Source organism: Bacillus sp. AFS029637 (assembly GCF_002584985.1).
Classification (GTDB): domain Bacteria; phylum Bacillota; class Bacilli; order Bacillales; family Bacillaceae_G; genus Bacillus_A.
The window spans coordinates 17,110-30,111 of the sequence record NZ_NUPZ01000031.1 but is presented as its reverse complement, the minus strand read 5'-3'; the positions used below and the strand labels follow the sequence as shown (position 1 = coordinate 30,111).

14 protein-coding genes are annotated in these 13,002 nt (G+C 34.9%); 5 read left to right on the top strand and 9 right to left on the bottom strand.

From position 1 onward, the window contains the following. Positions 1-62: 62 nt before the first annotated feature. From rluB to COE49_RS16235, 7 genes are all read right to left on the bottom strand, one after another. Positions 63-791, bottom strand: a complete 729-nt coding sequence (rluB, locus tag COE49_RS16265) for a 23S rRNA pseudouridine(2605) synthase RluB (RefSeq protein WP_088231612.1) — start codon at positions 789-791, stop codon at positions 63-65. Between the two features lie 288 nt (positions 792-1,079). After that, a complete protein-coding gene (gene spmB, locus COE49_RS16260; RefSeq protein WP_000029515.1) occupies positions 1,080-1,610 on the bottom strand; it encodes a spore maturation protein SpmB in 531 nt (176 codons plus the stop codon). Further along, positions 1,607-2,203 (bottom strand): spore maturation protein SpmA, encoded by a 597-nt coding sequence (gene spmA, locus COE49_RS16255; RefSeq protein ID WP_000247803.1) that lies wholly within the window; start codon positions 2,201-2,203, stop codon positions 1,607-1,609. Before spmA ends, spmB begins: the two co-directional genes overlap by 4 nt. After that, entirely contained in the window at positions 2,196-3,320 is a 1,125-nt protein-coding gene (dacB, locus tag COE49_RS16250; protein ID WP_088231613.1) for a D-alanyl-D-alanine carboxypeptidase DacB, read from the bottom strand. The genes spmA and dacB overlap by 8 nt, the downstream gene beginning before the upstream one ends. Before the next feature lie 111 nt (positions 3,321-3,431). After that, entirely contained in the window at positions 3,432-4,346 is a 915-nt protein-coding gene (locus tag COE49_RS16245; RefSeq protein ID WP_088231614.1) for a superoxide dismutase, read from the bottom strand. A 105-nt stretch (positions 4,347-4,451) separates the two neighbouring features. Continuing rightward, positions 4,452-4,943, bottom strand: coding sequence for a YpuI family protein (locus tag COE49_RS16240; RefSeq protein WP_088231615.1), 492 nt, complete (start codon positions 4,941-4,943; stop codon positions 4,452-4,454). A gap of 22 nt (positions 4,944-4,965) precedes the next feature. After that, complete coding sequence (locus COE49_RS16235; RefSeq protein WP_088231616.1) at positions 4,966-5,355, bottom strand: hypothetical protein; 390 nt, start codon at positions 5,353-5,355, stop codon at positions 4,966-4,968. A 185-nt stretch (positions 5,356-5,540) separates the two neighbouring features. On the opposite strand from COE49_RS16235, the gene mprF reads away from it, so the two are divergent. Beyond that, entirely contained in the window at positions 5,541-8,120 is a 2,580-nt protein-coding gene (gene mprF / locus COE49_RS16230; RefSeq protein WP_088231617.1) for a bifunctional lysylphosphatidylglycerol flippase/synthetase MprF, read from the top strand. A 4-nt stretch (positions 8,121-8,124) separates the two neighbouring features. On the opposite strand, the gene COE49_RS16225 is transcribed toward mprF, so the two are convergent. Continuing rightward, positions 8,125-8,913: a hypothetical protein gene (locus tag COE49_RS16225; protein ID WP_140417415.1), complete on the bottom strand. Its 789-nt coding sequence runs from the start codon at positions 8,911-8,913 to the stop codon at positions 8,125-8,127. A 175-nt stretch (positions 8,914-9,088) separates the two neighbouring features. On the opposite strand from COE49_RS16225, the gene deoD reads away from it, so the two are divergent. The 4 genes from deoD (at position 9,089) to COE49_RS16200 (ending at position 12,791) form a co-directional block, all read left to right on the top strand. Next, complete coding sequence (gene deoD / locus COE49_RS16220; protein ID WP_098945962.1) at positions 9,089-9,796, top strand: purine-nucleoside phosphorylase; 708 nt, start codon at positions 9,089-9,091, stop codon at positions 9,794-9,796. A 229-nt stretch (positions 9,797-10,025) separates the two neighbouring features. Beyond that, positions 10,026-11,837: a sensor histidine kinase gene (locus COE49_RS16210; protein ID WP_088231619.1), complete on the top strand. Its 1,812-nt coding sequence runs from the start codon at positions 10,026-10,028 to the stop codon at positions 11,835-11,837. Positions 11,838-11,944: 107 nt separating this feature from the next. Next, entirely contained in the window at positions 11,945-12,475 is a 531-nt protein-coding gene (locus tag COE49_RS16205) for a tyrosine-type recombinase/integrase (protein ID WP_088231620.1), read from the top strand. Positions 12,476-12,596: 121 nt separating this feature from the next. Further along, entirely contained in the window at positions 12,597-12,791 is a 195-nt protein-coding gene (locus COE49_RS16200; protein ID WP_088231621.1) for a DUF3924 family protein, read from the top strand. A gap of 47 nt (positions 12,792-12,838) precedes the next feature. Here COE49_RS16200 and COE49_RS28060 read toward each other — a convergent pair whose 3' ends face one another. Next, on the bottom strand, positions 12,839-12,964 hold the full coding sequence (locus COE49_RS28060) for a hypothetical protein (protein ID WP_001117482.1): 126 nt from the start codon (positions 12,962-12,964) through the stop codon (positions 12,839-12,841). Positions 12,965-13,002: the final 38 nt, after the last annotated feature.

The window sequence follows — 13,002 nt, the reverse complement described above, 5'->3', positions numbered from 1 at the left end:
ATATGTATTTTTTAATAAATCACCAGCGGAGCATTCCACTGGTGAAAGTTTCACAATATCGATTAGCGAGGCTTTGTAGAAGCCAATGCACGTAATTGTTTCACCTCATGTGGTGTCAATTCTCTTGCATCACCAGGTCGCAGGCTACCCACTTCTAAAAAGGCGTAGCGTTCACGCTTTAGTTTCACTACTTTACAATCTAAAGCTTCAAACATACGACGTACTTGACGGTTACGTCCTTCATGAATTGTTAATTGTACAATCGCCATTTCTTTACGCTTGTCCCAAGAAATAATCTTCACTTTTGCTGGTGCTGTTTTTCCGTCTTCTAGCGCAACACCACGTTCTAACATGCGAATTTTCTCACCTGTTAGTGGGCCTTTTATTTTTGCAACATACGTTTTTTCAACTTTATATTTAGGGTGCATTAATATATTTGCGAAGTCCCCATCGTTTGTCATTAATAATACGCCAGACGTATCATAATCTAAGCGTCCGATTGGGAATAAGCGCTGTGTAATTTCTGGGAAAAAGTCTGTTACAACATTTCTTCCTTTATCATCTGATACACTCGAAATTACGCCAGTTGGTTTATATAGTAAAAAATAAACAGGTTCTTCTTTTTCAAGAGGGATGTTATTTACTTCTACTTTATCTTGAGGAGTTACTTTCGTTCCTAGCTCCTTCACTATTTTTCCATTCACTTTTACTTTTCCTTGCTGAATTAATTCCTCAGCCTTTCGTCTCGATGCAATACCTGCTTGCGCAATCACTTTTTGTAATCGTTCCATTTCTTTTTTTCACCTCGAATTTATCTTACCTTACATTAGAAAGACTTGGCAACCGCATACGCTTGACGGTTATTTGCTTCATCTTACTTAACAACATAGCGATGATAATAAACATATAAAGGTCAAATCATGTTTTTATCCTTTATTATTGTCCATATTTTTCATATTTCTCACAATAAAAGTTCATCATTTTGTCAAAAATACCGCATAAAAAAACCACTATTAAGCTACACCTTAATAGTGGTCGTATACGTATTATACGCGAAATAGTATAAAAAATGAATAGCCTTACTGAAACAATAAAGAAACAAACACAATCGAACAAATAATTCCGATTAAATCAGCAAAAAGTCCTACTTTTAATGCATCTCCCATTTTTCTAATACCAACAGCTCCAAAGTATACTGTTAATATATAAAAAGTCGTGTCTGTGCTCCCTTGCATCGTAGAAGCCAATCGCCCAATAAACGAGTCTGGCCCATATGTGGCAATTAAATCGGTCGTAATACTTAAACCAGCAGAGCCTGAAATAGGGCGTATAAGTGCTAGTGGGACAATTTCTGCTGGGACATGAATTAAATCTAACATCGGCTTCATTACAGATATCATCGCATCTAACGCTCCAGACGCCCGAAAAATTGAAATAGACACAAGCATTCCAACCATAAACGGTAAAATGGAAACTGCGATTTGAATCCCTTCTTTTCCTCCCTCAACGAACGATTCATACGTCGGAACTTTTTTTATCGTGCCATATAAAAGGATAAAACCGATTACACAAGGAATTACCCATAATGAAATTGTATTTACAATACTCATTTTTTCCGCCCCTTTCTACTCCTTCTTCTGTAAAAATAGCGGTCAATCCAAATTGCTCCGATCATAGAAAGTACTTGCGCAATGAATGTTACCCCAACAATTTCAGTAGGGTTCGCTGATTCATAAGTCATTCGAATCGAAATAACGGTAGTAGGAATTAAAGTAATAGCTGATGTATTTAATGCTAAGAACGTCACCATAGAACGGCTCGCCGAATCTTTTCCACCATTTAGCTCTTTCAGTTGTTCCATCGCTTTAATACCAAGAGGGGTTGCTGCATTACCTAATCCAAAAAAGTTCGCCATCATATTTGATAAAATAAATCCCATTGACGGGTGATCCTTCGGTATTTCCGGAAACAACCTTTTTACTATTGGCATAAAAAGTGTAACTAACTTTTTTAACAACCCTGCTTCTTCTGCAATTTTCATTAAGCCGAGCCAAAATACTAAAACACTAATAAGCCCTATACAAATTGTTACCGCATCTTTTGACCCTTCAAATACGGCTTTAGTCACTTCTTCCATCGTTCCATTTATCATAGCGTACACTATCCCTATAACTGCCATCGCTGCCCAGACGAGATTAACCATCGTTCCCAACACCTATCATGTAAGAAAAAATTTCTTTCACATTATTCCAGTACATTCCCGTTGTAGCTACTAACTTCCGTTTACTATAAAATAAATTCCGTTCTCCAACTTTCTCATTGCCAACATAAACGTCTGTCTTTCCAACCTTTACTCCATCCGTAAGTTTTGCACTTTTATCGAGTTCAACTTTTAATACTACGCTCTTTTTTTCCTCTTCAGTTAACGGTACGGAAAAACTATTTTTCGTATAAACATGATTCGCATATTTCTTTTCATTTATTTCAGCCAACGCTCCTTGTCCTAAAACTTTCGTTTGCTTGAAACGTTTAAAACCTTTATCAAATAAATTCATATGATCATCCCAATCGCTAGAAGCGCTCAAAGTTACGACAATTAGATCTAGTCCATCTTTTGATGCTGTTGTAACAAGCGTCCGTCCTGCTTTCTTCGTAAAGCCTGTTTTTCCTCCTGTTGCAAATTCATAATAAGACGTCACAAGCTTATGTTTATTTTTCCACGGATAATCCCACGAATCTGATTTATACGTTTTTGTCCCAAAAATCTTCTTAAAGGTTTCGTTCCCCATTGCATACTTCGTTAAAAGTGCCATATCATAAGCCGACGAATAATGGGATCCATCTCCGTCTAAACCATGTGGGTTTGAAAAGTGAGTATCTTTCATTCCAATTTGTTTCGCCTTTTCATTCATTAAATATACAAACCCTTCTATACTCCCTCCTACATTTTCAGCAATTACTTGTGCTGCATCATTACCAGATCTAAGCATAAGTCCGTATACTAAATCCTCTAACTTTACTTTCTGTCCAGGCTTCAAATAAATTGCTGAGCCTTCTACTCTCACTGCTTCATTACTAACCGAGACCATTTCCTTCATTTTTCCTGATTCAGCAGCTAACAAGGCAGTCATAATTTTTGTTATACTAGCAATCTTTTGTGGCTCATGCTCAGCTTTTCCGTATAATACGCGACCTGACTGTTGCTCCATTAATACAGCATTTCGAGCACTCACATTACTGTTCATCTTTGCATATGTAGGAATTGGCATAACGCTTGCGTACATAATAAGAAGCGTAATTATTACACAAATTCGTCTCATATTTCCCCCCACGTCCTTTTGGCACTTTTTGTACAAGTGTATGCTTGGCCTTTTAAAATATGAACCAAATCTCCTTCTCCTTCCAATAAAAAAGACGCAGAGAACCTGCGTCTAATACGGTGTCCATTCTATTTGTTTCGCACTTTCAAATCTTTTTTCTACATCAGGCCAATTTACAACATTCCACCAATTTTTAATATATTCATCTTTTCGATTTTGGTATTGTAAATAATACGCATGTTCCCACACATCTAGTACGAGGAGCGGTATCGTATCCCATTGTGTAAATAATTGATGAAGTGTACTCTGCAAAATTTCTAATCTTCCAGATCGTGGTACCCAAACGAGAATCGCCCATCCTGATCCTTCCACTTTAGAAGCTGCTTCTGTGAAATGTTTTTGAAAACGTAAAAAACTCCCAAAATCTTGTTCAATCTGTTGTGAAAGAGCCCCTCTTGGACTTCCGCCACCATCTTTTTTCATGTTATTCCAAAATATCGTGTGTAAGTAATGACCTGATCCATGAAAAGCTGCTTCTCTTTCCCAATGCTTAATCAAATCAAATTGATTTGTTTTTCTCGCTTCTTCCATCATCTTTTCTGCCTTATTTAATCCTTCCACGTAACTACGATGGTGTTTATCATGGTGTAACATCATAATTTCTCTAGAAATATACGGTTCTAACGCATTATACGGATAAGGTAATGGCGGGAGTGTGTGTCCTCCAATTGGAACAGCTCGTTCACTGTCCCCTCTTTCATATACTTCATATTCCTCTTCTCCCTGCACGAATACTTCCTGCAAATGATGCTGAATATGTTCTACATCATCACTTATTTCATACATAAACTCTGCATCTGTATCATACTCATGCTCTTTCATACGGTCTAATAACGTTTGAATTTTATAAGCAAGCATATGGACATCATACACTTCCATTGCACGGCTATCTAATACGTGAAGAACACTTTCACACCAGCTTTCTACTTCATGAAAGTAATCTGTAAATACACCTTGCTGACTCATGTTACACCTCCTTAATGCTATCCCCTTAAATATATTCAACGGAAATCCCTTATATAACTGTACAAAAGGAAAAGAAGCTAAGTCCCCTTAGCTTCTTTTTCGCAATTAATATTTGTGTAACATCTTTGTTTGGTAATCCGTCTCATAATATTCTAGTTCTTCACGCATCAGTTGAAATTTACCTTCTAAATTCTCCATTACTTGCTCTATAGATACAGGTGGTGTTTGTTGAAAAACGATAGAATTTTTCCCTGTATATGCAGAACGACTATTTTCATACCAATGATCGCTCTTTGGTGAAAAGAACTCTGCAATTACTTGATGATAAATCTTATACAAAATTTTCTCAGCCGCTGTTTTTCGAAACGGCTGGCTATTCAACAAAACAAAACACGCATCATGCCCTTCTTCGCAAAAAACGAGAAGACGTCTTATTGATGCTAATAACCCTTTATAATATTGCTCATTCCCTGCCGGTGTCTCTTCTAATAAAGAAGGCAACGTATGATAATTTACATAATTGGTTATCACAGTAATAACATCTTCTAAAAACATAGAAACTTGTTCTGTTTGATTTTCAACCATCAAATTAGACATTTCTTCTCTCTCCTTTGCCATTTCACGCAATTTCTACTCTTTTATTTTTATGTAATTCAGCCAATATTTCTTGTACTTTCACCACTATTTCGTCATCAAAATATTGTTGAAATTCTTCTATATTATTGAGATACAAACGTTTTTGTGCGCGAAGCTCCTGATCTTTTACTAAACAAGATATTGCTACAATATCCCGTAAATATATGTCTTGTTCTTCTACTTTACATACTGGATTTCCTTCAAAAGGAGTAATTTCTTGTAAAACTTCTTCAAAATATCGAAGGTATAAAACTGAAAAAGTTTTCTCCTTATCATTTAATATATATGTCACTTCAGATCTATTAAAAAAATCTTCTGATGTATTAGGCTTTGCTTTCTCTAATTCATATCCTGCATAACCTGTTATAATCACCTGTTTCCCCTCTCTTCCTTCTTCCACTTTATTTTAACTTAATTTTCTTATAAACAAAATATTCTTTTAAATATACCTATATAAAAAATAGCTTCCCTATACAGGAATTTACCTTTTTATTTTTCTGGAAGTTTGTCATAATAATATTATTGTCTCAGTTTTCTTATACAAGGAGAGTTGTATTTATGTCGTTTTCATGGAAACGTTTCTTACAAATCGGGAAAATAATCTTCCCATTTGTTGTGTTAACAATTGTATTCTTTCAAGCAAAAAAAGAATTAGCAGGCATTTCTTTCTTAGAAGCGATTGATACAATTAAAAACATTCCAACTGGAGGAGTCTTTTTAGCAATTACACTTGGTGCATTTGCTGTATCCACAATGTTCTTTTATGACTATGTGATGCTTCGTTACTTAAAGGCGGATATACCTGTCCAAAAGATTTTCCGTATCTCATGGATTGCTAATACTTTAAATGGGTTTATCGGATTTGGTGGTCTCGTTGGAGCTGGTATACGCACAATGCTGTATCGCCCATACATAAAAGAAAATGGCAAACTTATTAAAAGTATCGCATGGATGACAACTGCCTTTATTAACGGGTTGGCAATTCTTTCATTCCTCGGCCTTGTCGGAATATTAGACACTCGCTTTATTTTACATGAAAAGCCGTGGCTATGGCCTGTTCTTATCTTCTTTGCCCTGTTCGTCCCTATATACATTGGCTTTTCTAAACTTAAAAATAGAAAAACAAAGCAAACCGAAGAACAAGAAGAGGCAGAGAAAAATCCAACTGTTTTATACTCATTAGTCTCATTAGTCGAGTGGGTATCTGCTGGTATTGTTATGTACGTCATTTTAATATTGTTTGGAATTGATATCGAATTTCAAAAGTTTTTAGGTGTGTATGTCATTGCTGCTTTAGCTGGTGTCGTCAGTCTTGTTCCTGGTGGTCTTGGTTCATTTGACCTTGTCTTCTTAACTGGACTAGGACAATACGGCATTGATACAGGTGTATTACTGCCTGCTATGTTATTATATCGCCTCGTCTATTACATCTTACCATTCTGCATTGGTCTCATTTTTGCAGCTTTTGAAATGACTGGAGCGGCCATTAAAAAGTTTGAAGATAAGCCTTTTATTGCGCCTGCATTAGAAACAACTGGTGTTATATGGACTTTGCAGCGTGACTTTTTAGGAAAACTAGGTTCATGGGCATCTGCTGCTTTAACAGTATTTGCTGGGTTAATGGTCATTTTATCGACCATTCTACCAACAAGTATAAATCGGGCACACGCCTTACATATTCTAGCACCAAAATATCTTATTCAATTTTCTTTTAGCTTATCGCTAACATTTGGTATTCTCCTCTTAATCCTTTCACGGGGGATATATTACGGAACAAAACGTTCTTATTATATGACGATTGTTTCGTTAATTGGAGCGGCTATCTTTAATACACTAAAAGGAATTGATATTGAGGAAACATTTATTTTATTAATCGTACTCGCTGTATTATATATGCTTCGAAAAAGGTTTGTACGCGAGAAAATGGAAGTCTCAATTTCTGATATTGTAAAAGTTTTTATATTCTTATTAGTAACATTATATTCATATAAATATTTAGGGGTCTTATTTGCAAGTGCAAAAGAAGCTTTTAAACCTGATTTTGTCGTTCGTAATATTACACAAGTGAAACGAAGTGCATTAGCCTCTGCCTTTTTCGTTCCTACGTTTTTACTAATTGGCTCACTCATTGCCAATCGTTATCGAAATGAATTTCCCGGGCAACCAGCTAATGATAAAAGATTACAAAACTTTTTAGCTGAACATGGCGGAAATGTACTTAGTCATTTAGGCTTCTTAGGAGATAAACAATGCTTCTTCAGTAGTGATGGGAAAGCACTCCTTCTCTTCTCCATAACCGGGAAACGCCTTGTTGTACTAGGTGATCCAATTGGTGATTCATCATCCTATCGTACTGTGTTGCAAGAGTTTTTAGCTGAGGCCGATCGATTTGGATACATTTGCGTATTCTATCAAATCGAAAGTAAATGGATGAGTTTATACCATGATTTTGGTTATAACTTCTTTAAGCTTGGTGAAGAAGCTGTCGTTGATTTAAATACATTTACAATAACAGGAAAGAAACGCGCTGGTATGCGAGCGACTTTCAACCGTTTTGAAAGAGAAGGCTATACATTCTCTATTCATGAACCGCCATTCTCAGACGAATTATATGAAGAGTTAAGGAAAGTTTCAGATGCATGGCTCGGCGGAAAAAAAGAAAAAGGTTTTTCACTCGGATACTTCGATCGTGAGTATATTAGCCACGCGCCTATCGCTACATTATCTGACGCGGAAGGAAAAATCATCGCATTCACAACCTTTATGCCTGTATATCAAAACGGATCATTGTCTGTTGATTTAATGCGTTATTATCCAGATGCGCCTAGCGGTATTATGGATGCAATTTTCATTCACTTATTCCACTGGGCAAAAGAAAATGACTACCACTCCTTTAATATTGGGATGGCACCACTTTCAAATGTTGGTTTATCAACACAATCTTTTTGGTCTGAACGAGTTGCTGCTGCAATCTTTAATAATGTCCGTTATACGTATAGTTTCAGCGGATTACGACACTTTAAAGAAAAATACAAACCAGCATGGAGTGGTAAATATTTAGCATTTAGGAAGAATCATTCTTTACCACTTACAATGCTCTCTGTAACAAAATTAATAGGAAAACGAAAAAACAGCTAAACATCTAGCTGTTTTTTCGTTTTTGAACTTGTACAATAAACTCCTTTTCATATTTCTTGCCATTTATATAGAAAGTTCCCCACATTTTATACGTACCTTCAGCCGGAAATGTAATGCGATATTGTAAATGCTCGTCCGTATCAACAGGCAAAGCATATAAAAAGTTTTCCCTCGTGTCATCCACAATATAGAGAGACTCCACTTCGCCTCTCTCTGCATGTAATTTCAATTTCACACCCTTTTTCGCTTGAAACTGAAATGTTAACGTCACAGGCTCATTCGGATGCAATGCACCAAATAAAAGAGAAACTTCATATTCGCCTATTTTTTTTGTAAGCACACTATCGATTGGGGTTTTCACTTTTTTCTTATTTTTCTCCTCTATTTCTTTCCCAAAATCTTTCTTAGCGAATGATTCTACGGACTTATTTTCTTCTTCATATAAAAATATTGTATACCCTTCATCTTTCGCTATTTTGGAAGATAGCTTATAGGATCCATTCCCTGCAAATGTAGGTTTCATTTGTTGTACCTGTTTTAATTGTCCATCTACAATAACTGCCCGAATTTGATCATTCACACCACGAACTTCATTATTGTTTTTATTTCGTAATTGAAACAAAATATCAACTTTCTCATTTCCCTTTCCATTTGACACATCCCATTTTACTTCCTCAACATCTCCTACTGTCCCTACGGTTTCTTGATATTTTTTTATGTAAAATCCTCCTGCTACAATTAATAGCAAAGCAACAAGTCCAATGACAAGGTTCTTCAAAATATCACCTACCATTTTTATTGTCTCTATTCATACAAAACTTCTTACATATATATTCTAGATTATGATTTATGAAATCCTTCTAGTTTGCACATATTACAAATTATAAAAAGATTTTAATTGAAAGGATTCGTAGTGTATAATGCAAATGATATTGATTTCTATCAATACATTATAAGGAGGACTTTTCATGAGTGTACATATTGAAGCAAAACAAGGTGAAATCGCTGAATCTATTCTACTACCTGGTGATCCATTACGCGCAAAATATATCGCTGAAACATTTCTAGAAGACGTTACTTGCTATAACAACGTACGTGGTATGTTAGGTTTCACTGGAACTTATAAAGGAAAACGAGTATCTGTTCAAGGTACTGGTATGGGTGTTCCTTCTATTTCTATTTATGTAAACGAATTAATCCAAAGCTACGGAGTTAAAAATTTAATTCGCGTTGGAACTTGTGGTGCGATTCAAAAAGACGTAAAAGTACGTGACGTTATTATTGCAATGACAGCTTGTACTGATTCTAATATGAACCGTTTAACATTCCCTGGTTTTGATTTTGCACCAGCTGCAAACTTTGATCTTTTAAAGAAAGCTTACGATACAGGAACTGAAAAAGGATTACACGTTCGTGTTGGTAATGTTTTAACAGCAGATGTATTTTATCGTGAAAGCATGGACATGGTTAAAAAACTTGGGGATTACGGTGTATTAGCAGTAGAAATGGAAACAACTGCTCTTTACACATTAGCAGCGAAATATGGTGTAAATGCCTTATCTGTATTAACAGTAAGTGACCACATCTTCACTGGCGAAGAAACAACATCTGAAGAGCGTCAAACTACATTTAATGAAATGATTGAAATCGCTTTAGATGCAGCAATTCAACAATAACACACTAAAGAACTTGTCATACGTCTGGCGAGTTCTTTTTATGTGACTTTTCATAAAAAACTACTTTAGGAAGAGACAGATTTCCCCTCTCTACTTTCTTGTCATGTTTGTTATAATAAAGTGAACTTTAATCAGTTTTTTTCCATCCCCACTGATTATTAGCCCACACCAATCGGGCTTTTGCGGGATAAAGGGATCATTTACAGTATTTCTCATAAGAGGTGACGCAGTGAAAAACAGAAGTATCGTCTTTAAACTATTCTTATTAACGTCAACATTATTTACAATCATATTCCTCCTTTTTTTCCTAGGACAATCTTTATTTCTAGAGAAATTTTATATTAATAAAAAAGTAAAAACCGTTCAAACTGCTTTTGAAAAATTCATAGATAATTATGAAAAAAGCGGAAAAAGTTATGAGGAAATTAGAAAACTAAAACAAGAATTTCATGATAAAACCAATGCTGACATGCAATTTTTAGATTCTAACGGCATTATTAAAAGCGAAAACAATTTCTACATTGATGTAATTAATACTGCCAATCACAAAACGTACTCCATCCCACTCAATAATCTTTTAACACCTGAAGAATATAATAAATTTGAAAATTTAGGTTTAAAAAAAGATGGAATGATCCATGTAGCCGGATTCGTACAAGGTAATATAATAACACCACTAGAATTAACAACGAATTATAATCGATGGCGAAACGAACATGTCAATTCAGATTTCCAATCAATAAATGGTAATCCTTCTAAAAATAAACTTACAAGCCGATACAAAACTACAACTCAAATTGCTTTTACTGGTGTTATATCTAAGTTACAGCTCCCCTCAAAAGCTGAGGTTCGTCTTGCAAATGATTTTGAAACGTTACAAGCCGTTCAATCTTTTGCAGGTACTATTAGGGATGGCACTTCTAACTCCCAGCAATTAAACACTTATATATTAGATGGCGGGGAGAATATAAAAAATAGTATCTTTGTAAAACCTATTATGGAAAATGGAAAGATTACAGAATACGCTTTTGCGATAGCATCTTTACAACCTGTTAATGAAGCTATGCTCGTTTTAAAAGATTATTATGTCTATGCCTTAATCATCGTGTTTCTCGTAATTATTTTGTTATCCTTCTACTACTCAAAAATCATTGTGAAACCATTACTTAAGATTAATCGCGTTACGAAAAAAATGGCTAATTTTGATTTTAGTGAGAAATTACCAGTTACAGCAGACGATGAAATTGGCGGTCTTTCTGGTAGTATTAATACATTATCAGTAAACTTAAAAGACCGAATCGATCGATTAAATGTTGCCAATACAAAATTACAACAAGACATTGAACGTGAACGCCAATTGGAAAAGACACGAAAAGAATTCATCTCTGGTGTATCACACGAATTAAAAACACCACTCAGTGTAATTAGAAGTTTCGCCGAAGGAATTAAAGATGGTGTTAGTAAAGATACGACATATTATACAGATGTTATTTTAGAAGAAACAGAAAATATGAACAGATTAATTGTTGAAATGTTAGAATTAGCAAAATTAGAATCCGGTACGTATAAACTAGAAATGACAACATTCTCAATCGGTGAATTAATTCAACAAGTCTATACAAAGTTACTATTTAGTATGGAAGAAAAGCATTTACAAGTGAACGTCGATGTAGACTCTTCTATATTTGTTACAGCGAACCGTAGTCGTATTGAGCAAGTAGTTGTGAACTTACTGAGCAACGCCATTCGTTATACGCCTGATGGAGAAAAAATACAAGTCTCTGTTGTAGAAACGGAAGATACAGTAAAAATCGAAATTGAAAATACAGGAAATCCTATCCCAGAAGAAAGTCTTGAAAAAATTTGGGATCGCTTCTATCGTTTAGATGCATCTCGTAGCCGTCATACGGGAGGTACCGGCCTGGGATTATCTATTGTTAAAAATATTTTAGACCTCCATCATGCCGAGTACGGTGTATATAATACGACTAATAGTGTTGTATTCTATTTTAATTTACAAAAAGTAAAAGAAGTCAAATAATTTGTCTTAATTTCACTAGGAGTTCACATGAAATTCACACTCTCCCTTTATAGTAAGAAACAAGTTAATCCTTTCCTTTACACATATAAAAGAGGAGAGTGCGTGAAATGAAACAAGCAGGACAACCTATTCAAAATGAAAAACAATTAGAAACTATCAAAAATATACTTTTACAATCTTCGAAACGTGATGGCTTATTATTCGTATTAGCTGTAAATTCTGGTTTAAAGGTAAGTGAAATCTTACAGCTAAAAGTTAATGATGTAATTGATGAAAATGAAAATGTTCGCCATTCCATTTTATTCTACAATGAAAAAGTAAAGAAACATAAATGGTTTGCTGTAAATGAAGACTTACAGCACGCAATCGAAGACTACATGAAAGAACGTAAAACTTGGAAACGTAATGAGCCATTATTAAAGTCTCAAAAAGGAACAAAATCTATTACGAGACAACATGCATGGTACATTTTAAACAAAGCTGCAAAAGAAGTTGGATTAGAAGGGATTAGCTCACATACACTTCGAAAAACTTGGGGCTATTGTGCATACAAATCAGGTGTTGACATTGCATTTTTACAACACTTCTTTGATCATAGTACTCCATCAAAAACTTTAAAGTATATCGGTATTGCATAATAATTTTTATACATAAAAAAGGTTACCATTTATAGTTTTGGTAACCTTTTTTATGTTTCACATCCACTTCTCTTGTCTCTCCTATACTGTAGTGGTACTCTAATAGTAAGGGGGAGAAATTATGAACACATTAACAATTGAATTACCACAAGAAACGGCTGAAAAACTTGATTTATTAAGACAAGCTTATGAAAAGAAAACAGGTGCTACCATTTCTGAGAGCACTCTTGTTCAAACACTTATCTCAAAAGAATTTATCCAAGCGATAACTCCATTTGATTTACAACAATTCATCACTGGAAAAGAACAGCATTAATCGCTGTTCTTTTTTTATTGGTATTCAAAATATATAAAGTTTTTTATTTATTTTCCGAAAAACCATTGACAATGATAATGATAACCATTATCATTTATTACGAAGCCAACAATTGATGAATCAACCAAACGCTCAGTAACATTGTTACCCCTCTTTTTCATATAGAAAGGCACTGTACATTCCCCCTGTTTGTACAGTGCCTTTCTTGTTT

Excerpts from the sequence above, each read along its gene's own strand:
- spmA (WP_000247803.1), bottom strand. The coding sequence starts at position 2,203 with ATGGTTAATCTCGTCTGGGCAGCGATGGCAGTTATAGGGATAGTGTAC.
- dacB (WP_088231613.1), bottom strand. The coding sequence starts at position 3,320 with ATGAGACGAATTTGTGTAATAATTACGCTTCTTATTATGTACGCAAGC.
- deoD (WP_098945962.1), top strand. The coding sequence starts at position 9,089 with ATGAGTGTACATATTGAAGCAAAACAAGGTGAAATCGCTGAATCTATT.
- rluB (WP_088231612.1), bottom strand. The coding sequence starts at position 791 with ATGGAACGATTACAAAAAGTGATTGCGCAAGCAGGTATTGCATCGAGA.
- COE49_RS16225 (WP_140417415.1), bottom strand. The coding sequence starts at position 8,913 with ATGGTAGGTGATATTTTGAAGAACCTTGTCATTGGACTTGTTGCTTTG.
- COE49_RS16205 (WP_088231620.1), top strand. The coding sequence starts at position 11,945 with ATGAAACAAGCAGGACAACCTATTCAAAATGAAAAACAATTAGAAACT.
- COE49_RS16200 (WP_088231621.1), top strand. The coding sequence starts at position 12,597 with ATGAACACATTAACAATTGAATTACCACAAGAAACGGCTGAAAAACTT.
- COE49_RS16240 (WP_088231615.1), bottom strand. The coding sequence starts at position 4,943 with ATGTCTAATTTGATGGTTGAAAATCAAACAGAACAAGTTTCTATGTTT.
- COE49_RS16245 (WP_088231614.1), bottom strand. The coding sequence starts at position 4,346 with ATGAGTCAGCAAGGTGTATTTACAGATTACTTTCATGAAGTAGAAAGC.
- spmB (WP_000029515.1), bottom strand. The coding sequence starts at position 1,610 with ATGAGTATTGTAAATACAATTTCATTATGGGTAATTCCTTGTGTAATC.
- mprF (WP_088231617.1), top strand. The coding sequence starts at position 5,541 with ATGTCGTTTTCATGGAAACGTTTCTTACAAATCGGGAAAATAATCTTC.